Origin of the sequence: Pseudomonas sp. D47, assembly GCF_045447305.1 — a bacterium.
In the GTDB taxonomy this organism is placed as follows: Bacteria; Pseudomonadota; Gammaproteobacteria; order Pseudomonadales; family Pseudomonadaceae; genus Aquipseudomonas.
On the sequence record NZ_JBJGXU010000069.1, the window covers coordinates 1 to 16129 of the forward strand.

General features: G+C 59.4%; 15 protein-coding genes. 8 read left to right on the forward strand and 7 right to left on the reverse strand.

The window, feature by feature from the left end:
• Window positions 1-262: 262 nt before the first annotated feature.
• Together ACI77I_RS27600 and ACI77I_RS27605 are read right to left on the reverse strand one after the other, a co-directional pair.
• Entirely contained in the window at window positions 263-1744 is a 1482-nt protein-coding gene (locus ACI77I_RS27600) for a methyl-accepting chemotaxis protein (protein ID WP_094953746.1), read from the reverse strand.
• Between the two features lie 96 nt (window positions 1745-1840).
• A complete protein-coding gene (locus ACI77I_RS27605) occupies window positions 1841-2647 on the reverse strand; it encodes a TatD family hydrolase (protein ID WP_406999341.1) in 807 nt (268 codons plus the stop codon).
• Between the two features lie 236 nt (window positions 2648-2883).
• Between ACI77I_RS27605 and ACI77I_RS27610 the strand changes: the two genes are divergently transcribed.
• From ACI77I_RS27610 to ACI77I_RS27620, 3 genes are all read left to right on the forward strand, one after another.
• Window positions 2884-4305: a transglycosylase SLT domain-containing protein gene (locus tag ACI77I_RS27610; RefSeq protein WP_406999343.1), complete on the forward strand. Its 1422-nt coding sequence runs from the start codon at window positions 2884-2886 to the stop codon at window positions 4303-4305.
• 103 nt (window positions 4306-4408) lie between these two features.
• Complete coding sequence (locus ACI77I_RS27615; protein ID WP_094953743.1) at window positions 4409-4843, forward strand: DoxX family protein; 435 nt, start codon at window positions 4409-4411, stop codon at window positions 4841-4843.
• 257 nt (window positions 4844-5100) lie between these two features.
• On the forward strand, window positions 5101-5409 hold the full coding sequence (locus ACI77I_RS27620) for a class I SAM-dependent methyltransferase (protein WP_406999345.1): 309 nt from the start codon (window positions 5101-5103) through the stop codon (window positions 5407-5409).
• Window positions 5410-5427: 18 nt separating this feature from the next.
• Here ACI77I_RS27620 and ACI77I_RS27625 read toward each other — a convergent pair whose 3' ends face one another.
• The 3 genes from ACI77I_RS27625 to ACI77I_RS27635 are packed head-to-tail and all read right to left on the reverse strand — an operon-like array spanning window position 5428 to window position 8837.
• Entirely contained in the window at window positions 5428-7173 is a 1746-nt protein-coding gene (locus ACI77I_RS27625; RefSeq protein ID WP_406999347.1) for a Gldg family protein, read from the reverse strand.
• A 15-nt stretch (window positions 7174-7188) separates the two neighbouring features.
• A complete protein-coding gene (locus ACI77I_RS27630; RefSeq protein ID WP_094952457.1) occupies window positions 7189-7914 on the reverse strand; it encodes an ABC transporter permease in 726 nt (241 codons plus the stop codon).
• Entirely contained in the window at window positions 7911-8837 is a 927-nt protein-coding gene (locus tag ACI77I_RS27635; protein ID WP_094952460.1) for an ABC transporter ATP-binding protein, read from the reverse strand. Before ACI77I_RS27635 ends, ACI77I_RS27630 begins: the two co-directional genes overlap by 4 nt.
• A 238-nt stretch (window positions 8838-9075) precedes the next feature.
• Between ACI77I_RS27635 and ACI77I_RS27640 the strand changes: the two genes are divergently transcribed.
• Together ACI77I_RS27640 and greB are read left to right on the forward strand one after the other, a co-directional pair.
• Complete coding sequence (locus ACI77I_RS27640) at window positions 9076-10089, forward strand: hypothetical protein (protein ID WP_406999349.1); 1014 nt, start codon at window positions 9076-9078, stop codon at window positions 10087-10089.
• 131 nt (window positions 10090-10220) lie between these two features.
• Window positions 10221-10694, forward strand: coding sequence for a transcription elongation factor GreB (greB, locus tag ACI77I_RS27645; protein ID WP_094952455.1), 474 nt, complete (start codon window positions 10221-10223; stop codon window positions 10692-10694).
• 43 nt (window positions 10695-10737) lie between these two features.
• On the opposite strand, the gene ACI77I_RS27650 is transcribed toward greB, so the two are convergent.
• Together ACI77I_RS27650 and ACI77I_RS27655 are read right to left on the reverse strand one after the other, a co-directional pair.
• Window positions 10738-13248 (reverse strand): ABC transporter permease, encoded by a 2511-nt coding sequence (locus ACI77I_RS27650; RefSeq protein WP_406999351.1) that lies wholly within the window; start codon window positions 13246-13248, stop codon window positions 10738-10740.
• Window positions 13248-13931: an ABC transporter ATP-binding protein gene (locus ACI77I_RS27655; protein ID WP_094952453.1), complete on the reverse strand. Its 684-nt coding sequence runs from the start codon at window positions 13929-13931 to the stop codon at window positions 13248-13250. The genes ACI77I_RS27650 and ACI77I_RS27655 overlap by 1 nt, the downstream gene beginning before the upstream one ends.
• A 10-nt stretch (window positions 13932-13941) precedes the next feature.
• On the opposite strand from ACI77I_RS27655, the gene ACI77I_RS27660 reads away from it, so the two are divergent.
• From ACI77I_RS27660 to ACI77I_RS27670, 3 genes are all read left to right on the forward strand, one after another.
• A complete protein-coding gene (locus ACI77I_RS27660; protein ID WP_164487917.1) occupies window positions 13942-14547 on the forward strand; it encodes an arylesterase in 606 nt (201 codons plus the stop codon).
• A 58-nt stretch (window positions 14548-14605) separates the two neighbouring features.
• Window positions 14606-14896, forward strand: coding sequence for a hypothetical protein (locus tag ACI77I_RS27665; RefSeq protein WP_058414681.1), 291 nt, complete (start codon window positions 14606-14608; stop codon window positions 14894-14896).
• A 107-nt stretch (window positions 14897-15003) separates the two neighbouring features.
• Complete coding sequence (locus ACI77I_RS27670; RefSeq protein ID WP_242155119.1) at window positions 15004-15975, forward strand: L,D-transpeptidase family protein; 972 nt, start codon at window positions 15004-15006, stop codon at window positions 15973-15975.
• Window positions 15976-16129 lie beyond the last annotated feature (154 nt).

A 16129-nucleotide genomic window follows, 5' to 3' on the forward strand; every position in this document is an offset into this window, starting at 1 on the left:
CTTCAACGTCCGGCGCTTTGGCATCCATGGGCGTCAGGGCCAGCCGGCCAATGACCGGGTTCAAACGACAGCCCCATAGGGCCAGGCATTAACGGAGAAGTACATCGGCGGTCCCTCGCACTGAACAGTCAGGCGAGAGACTTTAAAGGGGTTTGTCAGGTAAATATGTCGGCGTTATTCGCCAGGATGGCTAGGACGTTTCGCTAAGATCTCGAGTAAACGCAGGGACGATCGTAGGAGTGGGATTACAGGTTGAGAAACCCTACAGCTTCAACTGCCCAATCGCCTTACTCAACTCCCCAGCCAAGGTCGCCAATTCATTGCTGGTAGTGGCCGAATCCACGGTCTGCTGCACCGTGTTCTCGGTCACGTCACGAATGCTCACCACTGCGCGGTTCATCTCTTCGGCGACATGGCTTTGCTGTTCGGCAGCCACGGCAATCTGGGTGTTGCTCTCGCGCATCTGTGCCACGGCGCCGGTGATTTCGGCGAGGGCCGCGCCGGCTTCCTGGGCTTGCTGTACGCAGTCGTCGGCTTTGAAGGAGCTTTCCTGCATGAAGTCCACCGCGTCACGGGTGCCGGCCTGAAGTGCTGAGACCATGCGGGTGATTTCGTCGGTGGAGCTTTGTACACGCTTGGCCAGGTTGCGTACTTCGTCGGCGACCACGGCAAAACCACGGCCCATTTCGCCGGCACGCGCGGCTTCGATGGCGGCGTTGAGGGCGAGCAGGTTGGTCTGTTCGGCGATGCTGTGGATCACGCCGACCACACCGTTGATTTTCTGGCTGTCTTCGGCGAGTTTCTGGATCATTTCGGCGGTCTGTTGCACGCCGCTGGACAGGCCGGCAATCGAGCGCTGTACCCGGCCGACCACTTCCTGGCCGCTGCCGGCGAGGGTGTCGGCGGTCTGCGACAGGTCGCGGGTGGCGCCGGCGTGTTGGGCGATGTGGTGGACGGTGGCGGTCATCTCGTTGATCGCAGTGGCGGCCTGGTCGGTTTCGCTTTGCTGGCCGAGCATGCCGTGTTGCACTTCGTTCATGCTGCTGGCCAGGCGCGCGGCGCCATCGTCCAGTTGCTGGGCGGTGCGCGCCACCGTGCTGACCACCCGTTGGTAGCCGGCTTGCATGGCGTTGAAGGCACTGGCCATCTGGCCGACTTCATCCTTGCAGGCCAGCGGCACGCGGGCCGACAGGTCGCCGGTCTTCTCCACGTGCAGCATTACGTCCTTGAGGGTATTGAGTTGGCTGAGCAGGAAGCGGATCAGCAGCTGCGAGGCCCCGAGCATCGCCAGCATCAGGATTAGCACCGCCACGGCGTAGTTGGTGAAGCGATCGCCGAACACCTGGCTCAGGCTGCGTCCGTAGGCCAGTACGGCGATCTGCTGCCCGTCGGCGCGCGCGACGACGTCGGCACCGATCAATGGGTTTTCACCGAAAAACGGCTGGTGATTGAGTTCGACCCAACCGTTGGCATTGCTCAGGGCTGACAGATCGTGATCGGCCAGCTGTGGGACTTGACCACGGGCAAACGTTAGCCACTGCTCGCCCTTGGGCAACGCCTTGTCGGCCGGCCAGGTACCGAGCAACCGCGCCTGCGCCTGTGCCGAGGCCTGGGTGGCATCGCTGCGTGCCTGTTGTTCGAGCTGCACGGCGTAGAGCACGAGCAGCAGGGTGGTGATGAAGGCGACCGCGTTGACGGCCCAGAATTTGTATTTCAGCGAGATGTTGCTAAGCCAGGCACCCATGGAAGGTTTTCTCTGATAGCGGAAACAGCATTGGCAAGGTGCCATTATTGTGCCGCTACTCGGGAAAGCGGTTTTGACGTGGGTCAATGCGCCGCATCAATCCACTTGAGGCAAACCAAAAAACGCGCGCGAGCAGGCAGTGCTGTGCTCAGCCAAGTCTTCCACCGTTTCGTTGCGGTGCAAGGCGACCTCGCGCAGCACTTCCGGCAGATAGGCTGGTTCATTGCGGCCATTTTTCGGCTTGGGCCGCAGCGTGCGCGGCAGCAGGTAGGGCGCATCGCTTTCCAGCATCAGGCGGCCACGGGGAATTTCTTTGACCAGCGGATGCAGGTGCGTCCCACGGCGCTCATCGCAAATCCAACCGGTGATGCCGATATGCAAGTCGAGGTCGAGGTAGCTGAACAGCGCCTGTTGTTCGCCGGTAAAGCAATGCACCACCGCGGCGCTCAGGTGGTCGCGGTAGTCTTTGAGGATTTCCAGCAGGCGTTGGTTAGCGTCACGTTCGTGGAGAAACACTGGCAATTTCAGTTCAACGGCCAGGGCCAGGTGTTCTTCGAGGACTTTTTCCTGCTGTGGGCGCGGGGAAAAATCCCGGTTGAAATCCAGCCCACATTCGCCCACCGCACGCACACGGCTTTCGCTGAGCAAACCGCGCAATTGCCGCGCGCTGTCGCCGTTCCAGTCGCTGGCGGAGTGGGGGTGGATGCCGGCGGTGCAGAACAGGCGTTGGCCGTTTTCATCGAGTTTTACACACAATTCCAGGGCCTGTTCGCTGCCCTCGACACTGGTGCCGGTGAGCACCAATTGCTGCACGCCGGCGGCGTAGGCGCGGTCGAGAACGGCCTGGTGCCTATCGTCGAAACTGGGGTTGGTCAGGTTGACGCCGATATCAATGAGTTGCATGGTGCTATCTCCGCCTGCGGCCGGAAAGCATATCAGAGCTGTAGATTTATAAGAAAAACGAAGAACTACAACGAGTTATAGCTGTCTTTGAACGTCGCAAGTGACATTGTGGTTGGCTACGCGCCCGCCGCGGTGCCGCCGTTGCGTGCCTTGCCAGCGCATAAAGCGCTCTGTTTCTGACCCCCAGCCCCTCGTCTTTCACGAAGGCGCTGGCCAGTATTCTTTCCGGAGAGCGGATGATCCGACCCTCGGCGTTGCTTATGTTGTGCCTGACGTTACTGCTGCCCATGGCGGCGGTCGCACGTTTGGACGGGCCGCTGGAAGTGACCAAGCCTGGCAAGGTCCGTGATCTGGCGCAGATACGCGCCAGTCGCACCCTGCGCGTGCTGGTCAACCAGAGCCGTAACAGCTCCGGTGAGGTCCAGGGCCAGGCCATTGGTGTCGAATACCACCGCCTGCGCGCCTTCGAACGGTACCTCAATGGTCACGCCCGTGACGGTGAAGAGATCAACCTCAAGATTATTCCCAAGGCCAAGGATCAACTGCTTGGCGCACTGGCCCGCGGAGAAGGCGATCTGGTCGCGCCCGGTGAATTGCTCGATGTGAAGGCCGCGCACAGGATCAGCACCAGTGACCCGATTGCCAGCGACGTGCCGTTGTGGCTGGTGGGCGTCAAGGGCGAACGACGCTTTACCAAGCTTGAGCAACTGTCCGGGCGTACCCTGGCGCTGACCACCGGCAGTGCGGCGGCGGATGCGATCAACCAAGTCAACCAGCAGTTGGCCCTGCACAAGCGGCCGCCGGTGAAGGTGGAATGGGTCGACCCGACGTTGGCCGTGGAAGATGTCTTGGAGATGGTCCAGGCCGGGATCTTCCACCTCACCATCGTCGAAAAACCGATTGCCGAGCGCTGGTCGAAAATCCTGCCTAAGTTGCGCTTTGATCGGCAAGTGGCGATCAGCGAACCGGGCGATGAATTCTGGTTCGTGCGCCAGGATGCCTCGATGCTGCGGGCCAGTATTGACCGTTTCCTCAAGACCTACCGAACCCCGTCCGACCAGGACGTGGCGTTCCAGCGTATCTATCGACGCCTCTATCAAGTGCGCAACCCACTGGCTCGCGCCGACCGACAGCGCTTGGAGAAACTGCGCCCGGTGCTGCAAAAGCATGCCCGCGAGCAGGGCATGGATTGGTTGAACCTGGCGGCGCTGGCATTCAAGGAATCGGCCCTTGACCCTGGCGCACGCAACAGCGGCGGGCCTACCGGGCTGATGCAGATCACGCCGTCGGCGGCGCAGCGGGTGGGCGTCAACAATATCGAGAGTCTGGACCGCAATGTGCAGGCGGGCGCGCGATACCTGGCGATGATCCGTCGCAAGTTCTTCGCCAGCCCCAAGCTGAACGAGCGTGAACGCATGGCCTTTGTGCTGGCGGCCTACAACATGGGGCCGGAGCGGGTGCAGGGCATGCGCGCGGAGGCTCGCCGCCGGGGGCTTAACCCTAATCAGTGGTTCTTCCAGGTCGAACGCATTGCCATGGAGCAGGTGGGAATGGGTGGCGTCAGCTATGTTAATAGCGTGAACAAGTATTATCTGGCGTTTGATCGGGAGCGGGAGTCCCTGGAACCGGTGACGCCAAAAGTCGCCTCACGCAAATAATCGGTTTTATCGATAATTATTAAGCATTTTTTGCGCTTTTATCATTGTCTTATCCGATTAATATAGCGGCCAACCAACCCCTACTTTGAAAAGGATTAGCCCCATGAGCCCACTGATCAACCGCATCCTGTCCACCCGCGCCGGTTACGGTCTGACCATCCTGCGAATTTTTGTCGGCATCATCTTCGCGGCCCATGGCTCGCAAAAACTCTTTGGCTGGTTTGGTGGTGGCGGCTTGGCGGGCACTGCGCAATATATGGAAAGCCTGGGCCTGACACCGGGCACCTTGATGGCGGTGCTGTCGGGCGGTACGGAGTTCTTCGCAGGCTTGGCACTGATCATCGGTTTGCTGGCGCGCCCGGCAGCACTGGGCCTGACCTTCCTGTCGCTGGTAGCGATCTTCTCGGTGCATATCCATAACGGGCTGTTTATGGCTAACAATGGTTATGAGTTCGCACTGGCCTTGCTCGGCGGCTCGCTGGCGGTGCTGCTGGAAGGGGCGGGCAAATTGTCTGCCGACCGCGCCATCGCCAACTGAACCCTATATAAAACTCGGAAAAAGCCCGCCATCGGCGGGCTTTTTCGTTGCTCGGGATTCTTGACACTGCCCCACCGGCTTCTCTAGGATGATGTTCATGCGCCGATTTAAACAGCTAATTGCGGGGCGCCACTGGGCTCAATGTAGCCCGACAGAAGATGCACTCATTCAGAGTGAGGCTTCGAAATACCGCTAAAGCGCTGGTTCGGTGTTGCCTCTCACCTGCCCGCAGACTTTTGAGGCAGAGACACGACACGATGAATGCACTACGCCCCCTCATACACCTGGCCCCGATTACCGCGGACCTGACCCAACGCAACCCTAAAATTCTACTGGGCGGCAAGCACCAACCGACACTGTTGCGTTACCTGGACGGCTGGCCGCATCGTACGGGGCGGCCTTCGGCGTTCCTGATCCAATTTGTGGAAGACGGCGATTCCCTGGCCCGCTTTGCCAGCAACAGCTTCGACCTCGCGGTTATCCAGGCGCCCAGCGCCAGTGACGCCGAGGCGGTTATCCGTCAACTGACGCGTATCGCCCGGCAAGGGCTGATTGCTCGTCGTTGACGCTTTGCTGTTGAGTTCTCAGCGAAGTAAAGCGCCAGCATGTGATCGACGGCGACGTTGGTACACAAACACTGCCCAGGCGATCAGGCACAACAGCAGCGGCACTGCGGCAATCATGAGCAGCTTCAGGTTGCGTTCCGTTCGGTGTGCTTGCGCGTAAGCCTCGACCTTGAGGGCATGCAGCTCCATGGGCAGTCGCAGGCGTTCCTTATTGAGCGCCTGCAACTGGGTATTGCCATTTACCGCCTGGGTGCCAAGGGTTGCGTTTGGCGGGTTCAATCGTTGCCACTCCTGCTCTGTTCGTTGAAGCCGTCGTTCAAGTTCACTCGCCTTTTGTGTGTAGGTTTGTGCTGCGGCGTCGCGCATGTGCTCCAGGGGGTTCTGAGGTTGGCCGGCTGTTGCGCGAGGGAGGATGCCGGCGAGAACATCGGGAGCCGCCAGGTTATCCAGTGTATTCAGTAGAAACGGCACGTTGCTGTTGGGCGCAGACTTGATGGCCGCGTCCATGAGTAAGTCCGTGTCGGCGACCACCACCACTTGGATGTTTGCGGTTTTTTGCAAACCGGACGGATTCCCCTTCATGCCGTCGGGAAATGCGGAATAGGCCGGCCCCTCGAGACGAGCGGCTATCAGCTGGCGTTGGCCGGGAGTGGCCGTCTCATCGAGCAGTGAGTCGGGGCTGGTAGCTGATGCAAAGCGCCTGGTATCCACTAGCGCAGACTGCCTGGAGCTTTGCAGCAGAGGGGTGAGGGTCGTACGGCTTTTTCTCAGTCGAGAAAGTGCGCCGCTGCTCGAGACGATCACTGAGTTCAATTTCCAGGCGCTGACGTCATTCACCGTCATCGCCTGCCGTGGCAGGCTTAACCTGGCAGGATGCAGGACAGTCTGTTCTCCCGGGCCGAATGAGGCCGATGAGGCGTAGAGATTATCGACCAGTAGCTTGTCCGTCGGCATCTGTATGCCCCATGCGGTCAGCAACCCATCCAGCCTGGAGTCTGCCGGTAGTGTGCTGGCATCCATCTCGCTCATGGGGTCGATAAACATCATCAGCTTGCCGCCACTCAATACAAACTGTTCAATCCCATACAGGGTTTGCTCTGGCAGCGCGCGAGGATGCACCACCATCAGCGTTGTGATCGATTCAGGGATGCGTTCGGTGTTCGATGCCAACTCGACAAGGTTGAAGTGCCGCTGCATCTGCTCCAAAACTATTCCAGCAGGCTTATTCAATGGCAGCCCGGACAGAAGCCCGACAGTAGCGCGCTCGGGGTGCATCAACTTGTAGATCAGGTGGCTGATTTCATACTCAAGCAATGGCTCGTCGTCGAGGTCGAATAGGTCGATACGTTGTGCTGCCTGGCCTGCTCGCGTACCTATAAGGCCAAGAAAACCGTGTGTACCGTCAAGGCCGAATAAGCCGGCTTTGTAGGCATCCTCTGAATAAGGTGAGGGATCAATAATGTGCAGGTTAATCATGCCTTTTGCCGCTTTTTCGTACTCCTTCAGTAGGTCTTCCACGCGCTCGCCATAGCGTTTTAAAGCTTGGCTTTTCTTCGGGCTGTTGCTTGAGTTGAAGTAATACAGGTCCAGTGGGTCTTCAAGCGTTGCGAGTAATTGCCGCGCCGGGGGCGATAACGTGTGGATTTTATGCTGTGAGAGATCCCAGCGGACATCGGGGAGATTGCTTACCCAAGTCAGATTAAAGGCCAGGAAAAGTAGCAGTATGACCATAAGTGTCATACCCGTACGAAGAACTGACCGCATACGTTGCTTTCCTTTTCAACTGGTTTTGTGGTTGAGGGTGACAATCGTTGCCGACAGGAAGGCAACGATCATGCTGATGAAGTACAAACTGTCATGGAGTGTAAACTTGCCATTGTCGATAGCGCTGAAACGCGCGATCGGATTAAGCGCAATCAAGCTATCGATCACCCAGATAGGTGCCTGATGATCAAGTGCATCCAAGACTGAAGAAAGCGCGCTGGCGATAAACAGCAAGCCCAGCGTCACTATAAAAATAACGATGCGCCGGTGCGTCAGTGCGCAGATAAAGCAGCCGACAGATAGGTAACTTCCTGCCAGCAATCCGCTGGCTAGAAATTGTGAAGTGATAACGATATTGTCCGCGGCGCCCAAGTAGTTGGCGACGATCACTACAGGAAACGTCAAGGTCAGGGCAACACCACACACGACCCATGCGGCTAGAAATTTCCCGATCACACGTTCGAACGTAGTAATGGGCAGCGTTTGCATAATATCGCGCAAGCCTGCGTCGCGTTCGTCCGACCAGAGTTGCGTTGATAAGGTGGGGATCAGCAGCAAATAGAGCCAGGGGTGTAACTGGAAAAAGACCTGCAAGTTACCGCTGTTTTGATCCATCCACTGGCTTGTATACAGCCCCATTGTTGTGCACAGCACCAGAAATGCAGCAACACTCAGGTATGTGCTTGGCGTGCAGGCATAGCTGGCGATCTGACGTTTGAATATGACGGGCAGCAGCTTCAAAGTGATACCTCTTGGCTCAGATGGTGAACAACTTCGTTCAGGCGCCCTGGCTCCAGATTCAGTGACGTTATGCTCCAGCCGCGGCTGGCGATGAGTGCGTTAATAGGGGGATAGATGTTGTGCCCCGGCATGGCCAGAACCGTCACCCTGCCAGGCGTGTGCCGGTCTTCTTCGATACCTGCAACGCCGGGTAATACGGCCAGGGCCAGTAGATCCAGAGGCGTTTCTGCGGCCAGGGTTACGGCTCGGAAATGTCGGGAGTTACGCTGCAAATCGGGCAGTGAGGTGTCAGCCATCAGGCGGCCTGCGGCGATAACCAGAGCGCGTTTGCAGATACTGGAAAGCTCATTACAGTGACGGGACGCAATGATGACCGTCATGTCTTCGGTCAAGGACTGGATAAGTGTCCTGAATTTAAGCAGTTGGTCAGTCGCCAGCCCCTCAGTCGGTTCATCCAGTAAGAGCAGGCTGGGGGTATGCAGGATCGCCTGGGCGATAGCGACTTTGCGCTTTAAACCGATGGAGAGTGTATGGATGGGGGCGTTGAGTACGCGTGATAACTCCAGGCGCATGGCGGCCCGATCCACCCGACTGCGTTTTTCGGCTCCGCTGAAGCCTCGAGTGGCAGCAATGAAATTGAGCACGTTTTTGACGGACATCGTGTGATGACTGAGCCCCCCTTGGGGTTGATAGCCGAGGGCTTTGCGAGCTTCAAGTGGATGAGTCTGGGTACTGAACCCCTGGATGTTGATATGCCCGCTGGAGGGTTTTACCAAACCGGATATTAAATTCAGCAGCGTCGTTTTACCTGCTCCGTCCTCCCCTAAAAGGCCTATGCATTCCTGGCGTTGGGCGCTAAACGAAAGGTCAGTGATGACTTTCATTTTTCCCTGGTACTTTGTCAGGCTGCTTATCTCGAGCATCTTTTTACCGAATAAGTTTTGCAGAGCGTATGAAAATACGTCCGCCATGAGCGGTTGAGCGGCGAAAGGTTACGTTCAATCATTTGAATTGGGAACGTGGGGACATGTTTATCAGATAGTTCCTACGTCAAAATGGATAACTTGCTGAAACAATTGCGTTGTTTCGAGGCTACTAATGGGCGGATGTTTATCGGCTCTTTATGTGAGTCTTATTTTTTTGATATGAGGCCTGATTATCATGATGCTTCTACGTACTCTCGTGCTTGAACGCAGTGGTGAGGACGCGCCGGTCAACGGTGCATTGCTCTGTGGGTTTGCTGTCGCGCAAACCGACTCCAACTTTCTGGTCTATAGCCTGGATGAAGAGACCGAGCCCGGTAACTCCAGGGTCTATATCGCCGCGTTACGTAAGAAGCTCGACCGGTATTTTCTGGGGGGTGTTGAGTCCAAGGAGGACTTGCAAGTGGCCATGCAGGTCTTTAAGCAAATTTTGATGGCGGCCGCAGCCTCCGGCACTAAGACAGGGGCTGTTATCGAGACCGCGATTCCCTTTCATTTCATTGATTTGAAAGGCTGCAAGTTGCCGCCTGCCAGGCCTGAAGATCACCATTCAATGATCATCAAGAAGGCCTTGGTGATGAAGGTGATCACCTTGGGCATGTCTGCGCCCTCGTTACCTGCGATAGAAAGTGCTTCGTTGATCGTGCCGTCCATTCGCTTTTCGTCGCAAATGGTCTCGCCGCCCAAGAACCCGCCTGCTCCAAAACCCATCGAGCAGCCGGTACATGAGCCTGTTGTTGCAGAGCCTGTTGTTGCAGAACAGCTGGCCTCCTCCATTGTTAGTGCGCACGTAGTGGAGCCCCCTGAGCTCAGTGCGTCGCCTGCTCAATTTGAGCTAAGGGAACCTGCGCCGACAAAACTGCCGGTTCCGATGGAACACGCATCGATGCTTGAGGTTGACAGCACGCTGACCAGCCTTGCCAAGGTCGCCCAGGAACTGACGCAACAAAAACGCGTGGTCATTGAGCGCGAGGAGGAGCTTGAGCAGTGGCACGCTCGACTGCAGCAGGCGCAGGGCGACCTCGACGAAAAGAGCCGTGAGTTGGAGCAGCGCGATTCGCACTTGCAGAACCAACGAATAGAGTTTGACCAAGAGGCCGAAAGGCTGACGCAGGCGATGTCGCACTTGGTGGCTATGCGGCAGCGCCTGCAGGGCGTGCTCCTTGAGTTGGATCAAACCTTGGGTGGCTAGGCGTGAATCCATGTGTGCTCTGGCCTGGCTACTTTCCAGGGTTCATTTATCATCAACCCCTGCCAGTCGACGCCAGAGCATGAGGCCATGGCGTATCGGCACCATTGGACACTGCCTGGGGATGCAAGCGTTTGAGTACCAAGCTGATTACCAAAGAAGGTCATGAAGCGCTGAAAAAAGAGTTGGATTATTTGTGGCGCGAAAAACGCCCGGACACCACCCGCAAGGTGACCTGGGCTGCTTCCCTGGGGGATCGCAGCGAGAACGCGGATTACCAGTACAACAAGAAGCTGCTGCGTGAGATAGATCGGCGCGTGCGCTATTTGCGCAAGCGGCTTGAAGACATGCGGGTGGTGGAGTACATGCCCGAGCAGGAGGGCAAGGTGTTCTTCGGTGCCTGGGTCGATATCGAAAATGAGCAGGGCGAGACCAAGCGTTTTCGTATTGTCGGCTATGACGAGATTTATGAGCGCATGGACTACATTTCCATCGACTCACCGATGGCCCGCGCGTTGCTGCGTAAGGAGGTTGACGATGAGGCTATCGTGCAGACCCCGAGCGGCGACGTATGCTGGTGGATTACCGCTATCGAGTATGTGAAGTAGACGATGGCCGGCACGCTGGGGCGCGTGCTGGCCATCGGTCGTTTCAGCCTTCGCGCAGCACCGTCAACGGGCTGGCATTCAACGCGCGGCGCGTACCAAATACCCCAGCACCCCCGATCAGCACGGCACCGATCACCGGTAGCAGTAACAGCCACGGGTGAGGGTGCCAGGCCAGGTCAAACGCATAGCGGTACAACACCCATGTGACCAGCTCCGTGCCCAGTGCCGCGAGCAGGCCGCTGACCGCGCCCAGCAAGCCAAACTCGATGCGCCGTGCCTTGACCAGCAACTTGCGCTCTGCACCCAGGGCACGCAACAGCGCCCCTTGGCGAATGCGCTCATCCAGGGTGGCCTGTAAGCCCGAAAACAGCACCGCCATGCCCGCCGCCAGCACGAACAACAGCACGTATTCCACCGCCAGGGTTACTTGGGCGAGGATGCTGCGTAGCTGCTCCAGCAAGGCTTCGACCTGCAGGATGGTGACGGCTGGAAACGCCCGGGACAGGTCGACGATCTGCTGGTCATGCCCTGGCGCCAGGTAGAAGCTGGTCAGGTAGGTCGCGGGCAGGTCTTTCAAGGTGCCCGGTTGGAAGATCATGAAGAAGTTGGGTTGGAAGTTATCCCAGTTGATAGTACGCAAGCTGGTGACGCGCGCTTCGCGATTTTCCCCGCCGATGGTGAACACCAGATGATCGTCGAGCTTGAGCTTCAGGCTTTGCGCGACCTTGGCTTCCACTGACACCCCGGGGATTTCATCACTCGGTTGCTGCGTCCACCAGGAACCTGCGGTCAGCACGTTGCCCGGCGGCAAATTCGCCGCCCAGGTCAGGCTCAAGTCGCGCTGTACGGCGCGGTCGCCGCTGGAGTCTTTGCTGACGATCTGCTGCACCGGCTCGCCATTGATGCTGATCAACCGGCCCGGCACCACCGGGTACAGCGGCGCCGCTTGGGCCTGCACGTCCAGCAGGCGGGCACCAAAGGCATCCTTGTCGGCCGGCAGGATGTTCAGGGCGAAATAATTGGGTGCATCCTTGGGCAGTTGGTTTTGCCAAGTGTCCAGTAGCTCACCACGTAGCAGGGCGATCAAACCCATGGACAACAGGATCAAGCCAAACGCCAGTGACTGCCCAGCCGCCGCCAACGGGTGGCGCAGTAATTGGCCCAGGCCCAGGCGCCAGGGCAGGGAGGCGCGCGCCAACAAGCGCCGCAGGCTTTGCAGCAGCAACAGCAGCAAGCCGCCGAGGATCAACGCAGCGACTACACCGCCGCCCAGCAAGGCGAAAGTCAGCACCAGGTCGAGGCTCAGGCGCCACATGATCAGGCCAAGTGCGAACAGCGCAGCGCCATACACCATCCAGGTGCTGGAAGGGATAGGCAGCAGGTCACGTCGCAATACCCGCAGCGGTGGCACACGGCCAAGCGCTGCCAAGGGCGGCAGGGCGAAGCCCGCGAGGGCGACCAACCCGGTGCCGATGCCTGCAACCGCCGGCAGCAGCCCACCAGCAGGCACGTCCGCGGGCAGCAGGTCGTGCAGGAAATAGAACAGGCCAAACTGCGCCACCCAGCCCAGCAGGGCACCGGCCAGGCTCGCCGCCAGGCCCAGCACGCTCAGTTGCAGGCTGAACAGCAGCATTGCTTCGCGTCGTGACAAACCGAGGCAGCGCAGCAGCGCACTGGCGTCGAACCGGCGGCTGGCAAAGCGGTTGGCCGATAACGCCACGGCCACGCCAGCCAGCAGCACTGCCACCAGGCTGGCCATGTTCAGGTAGCGCTCGGCCTTGCCCAGGGCGCCGCCGATCTGCTGGTTGCCGTCGCGCGAATCCTGCAAGCGCTGGTTGGCGGCGAGGCCCGGCTTGACCAGGTCGCGATAGGTTTGCAGCGCCGTACTGCCTTGGGGCGCGCGCCACAGTTCGCGGTAACTCACACGGCTGCCGGGTTGCACCACGCCGGTCGCGTCCAGGTCTGCCAAGTTGATCATCACCCGTGGCGTGAGACTGTAGAAGTTGCCGGCGCGATCGGGCTCGTAAGTCAGTAGGCGGGTCAGGCGCAGGGGCTTCATGCCCACATCGATACTGTCGCCGACTTTCAGGTCCAGCGCCGTCAGTAGCCGTGCTTCCACCCAGGCTTCACCGGGCTTGGGTCCGCCGCCTGGGGTTTCAGCACCAAAGGGCTCGGCTGCACTTTTCAACTCGCCACGCAGCGGGTACTGCTCGTTGACCGCCTTGATGCTGGAGAGCTGAATGCCGTTATCCGTGGCGATAACGCTGGAGAACTCGACGATGCGTGCGTGATCCAGGCCTAACTCAATGCCGGATTTGATTTGCTCGGGGCGGGCCGGCGAGCTGCCTTCGAGCACCAGGTCGGCCCCGAGGAACTCGGTGGCACGCAACAGCATGGCGCCATTGAGGCGCGCGCCGAAGTAGCCGATGGCAGTACTGGCGGCCACGGCCACCACCAAGGCGAAGAACAGCACGCGCAGTTCGCCGGCGCGGGCATCGCGCAGCAATTGACGCATGGCAAGGCTGAACAGGCGCAACAGCGGCAAACGTGCCATCAAGGCTCCAGGGGCGCGACCATCAGGCCGGCTTCAAGGCGGATCAGGCGTCGGCAACGGTGGGCCAGGCGCTCGTCATGGGTGACCAGCACCAGGGTCGTGCCGCTCTCTTTATTGAGTTCGAACAGCAGGTCGCTGATGCGCTCGCCGGTGTGGCTGTCGAGGTTGCCAGTGGGTTCATCGGCAAACAGCACGTCCGGCTCGGCGGCGAAGGCTCGGGCGATGGCGACCCGTTGCTGCTCGCCACCGGACAATTGTCGGGGCGAATGGGTCAGCCGTTGGCCCAGGCCGACGCGCTCCAGCAGGTGCTTGGCGCGCGCGCGGGCGTCTTTACGGCCGTCCAGCTCCAGCGGCAGCATGACGTTTTCCAGGGCGTTGAGGCTGTCGAGCAACTGGAAGGATTGGAAGACGAACCCCACGTGCTCGGCGCGGATGCGCGCGCGCTGGTCTTCGTCGAGGGTGCTCAAGGCTTGCCCGGCGAGCGTGACTTCACCGCTGCTGGGCAGGTCGAGGCCCGCCAGCAGGCCGAGGAGGGTGGATTTGCCGGAACCGGAGCTGCCGACGATAGCCAGGCTATCGCCCTTGTTCAGTTCCAGGCTCAGTTCGTGCAGGATAGTCAGTTCACCTTCCGCGCTGGGAACCACTTTGCTAAGGTTCCGCGCGGTGAGAATGCTTGCGCCCATGGAGAATCCGATGCGAATGTGGTTTTTGAGTGCTGGCCTGGCCTTGATGTGCATGGCCCAGAACGCAGCGGCGGGTACAGTCCTGATCGTTGGCGATAGTATCAGTGCCGGTTTCGGCCTGGATACCAGCAAAGGGTGGGTGGCGCTGCTGGAGCAACGGCTCAAGCAGGAAGGGTTTGACGATAAAGTGGTCAACGCTTCCATCAGTGGCGATACCAGCGCTGGAGGCCTCGCGCGGCTGCCGGCGGCGCTTGCAGAGCATAAGCCGGACCTGGTGATCCTTGAGCTGGGTGGCAACGATGGCCTGCGCGGGCAGCCGCCAGCGCAATTGAAACAAAATCTTGCGTCGATGATCGATCAGTCCAAGGCGGGTGGCGCCAAGGTGCTGTTGTTGGGCATGCAATTGCCGCCCAATTACGGGCCGAAATACACCACGGCGTTTGCCGAGGTGTATGGCGCCCTGGCCAAGGAAAAAAGCATCCCACTGGTGCCGTTTTTCCTCGAGGGCGTAGGCGGCCATCCCGAACTGATGCAGGCCGATCAGTTGCATCCGGCGGTCGGCGCCCAGGGCAAGTTGCTGGAAAATGTCTGGCCGACGCTAAAACCACTGCTATGACGCTTTTCTACCGGCAGGCTTTCGGCTAAGGTGGCGCCCCCCCGATCTGGAGCCCCCGATGTCGCGCCCTGCCTGGTCCCTGTTCAACTACCAACTGATCGAGCCTGACGAGCAGTTGGATCTGTTCGCCTGCCAGGAAGTCCGGGTGCATCTGGTCGCGCGTCAACTGGAGTTGGGCGGCTCGATCGACCGTACGCTGTGCGGCACTTTATTGCCGGCGCAACCTCGCTGGTCGTCGGTGGATCGCTCGATCTTCCAGGACCAGCGGCTGTGCCCGCTGTGCCGGGCTATTCTTGAATCGCAAAAGCGCGGCACGCCGCTGATCTGGCCGGAACTGCGCTTCGAATAATGGAAGCAGCTGCAGGCTTCTGGCTATAAGCTGTAATCTAGTGACTGAAAGCTTGCAACTTGCAGCTCGCTTTTAACCTACCCGTCGTTCTGCGAAGGATTTACCGGATGTTGTCGCGCCTCTCCGTCGTTACTTGCTGCCTGTCTCTCGCTGCCCTGTGTGCAGCCGGTTCGGCGTCAGCCTTGCAGTTGCCCCTGCCGCCGCCGGGTGAAGACATCGTCGGTCAGGTCCAGGTGATCAAGGCCAAGTATGAAGATACCTTTGCAGACCTGGGCACTACCTATGACCTGGGCTATTCGGAAATGGTCGCGGCCAACCCGGGTGTTGATGCCTGGCTGCCCGGTGCAGGCACCGAGATTGTGCTGCCCACGCGGTTTATCCTGCCGCCTGGCCCTCGCGAAGGCATCGTGATCAACCTGGCGGAATACCGGCTCTACTACTATCCCAAGGGTCAGAACGTGGTGTACACGTTCCCGTTGGGCATTGGCCGAGAAGGCTGGGGTTCGCCGATTGCCCACACCAGCATTATCGCGAAGACGCCAAACCCCACCTGGACGCCGCCTGCGTCAATCAAGGCCGAGCACGCCGCCAATGGTGACCCGCTGCCTAACGTGGTGCCGGCCGGGCCGGACAACCCGCTGGGGCCGTTCAAGTTCACCTTGGGCACGCCGGGCTACTTGATCCACGGTTCCAACATGAAATTTGGTATCGGTACGCGTACAAGCCACGGCTGCTTCCGCATGTTTAACAACAATGTGCTGGAAATGGCCGGCATGGTGCCGGTCGGTACGTCGGTGCGCATCATCAACGATGCCTACAAGTTCGGCAGCAGTGGCGGCAAGGTCTACCTCGAAGCGCATACGCCGCTGAACGATGATGGCACGCCTTCTGTGGTCGACAAGCACACCGCGGTCATCAATGCCTTGCTCAAGCGCGAAGACCTGGCCAACAGCCTGCGGGTCAACTGGGATCAGGTGCGTGACGTGGTGGCGGCCGAAGATGGTCTGCCCACGGAGATTGGTGTACCCGGTGCCAACACGCCAGTGGTGTCCAGCACGCCGGTCGACCTGCAGCAGTAAGCCTGCAGGGTCTATAACCCGTCCCGGACTTGCGCCGGGGCGGGTTTTTTATTGCCTGCGATTCGACGGCGCTGCGTTCAACCTGCAGGCCGTGTCATCGTTCACGACTTTCGCGGGCAAGCCCGCTCCTACAGGGGAAAGGGCAAAATCCAGG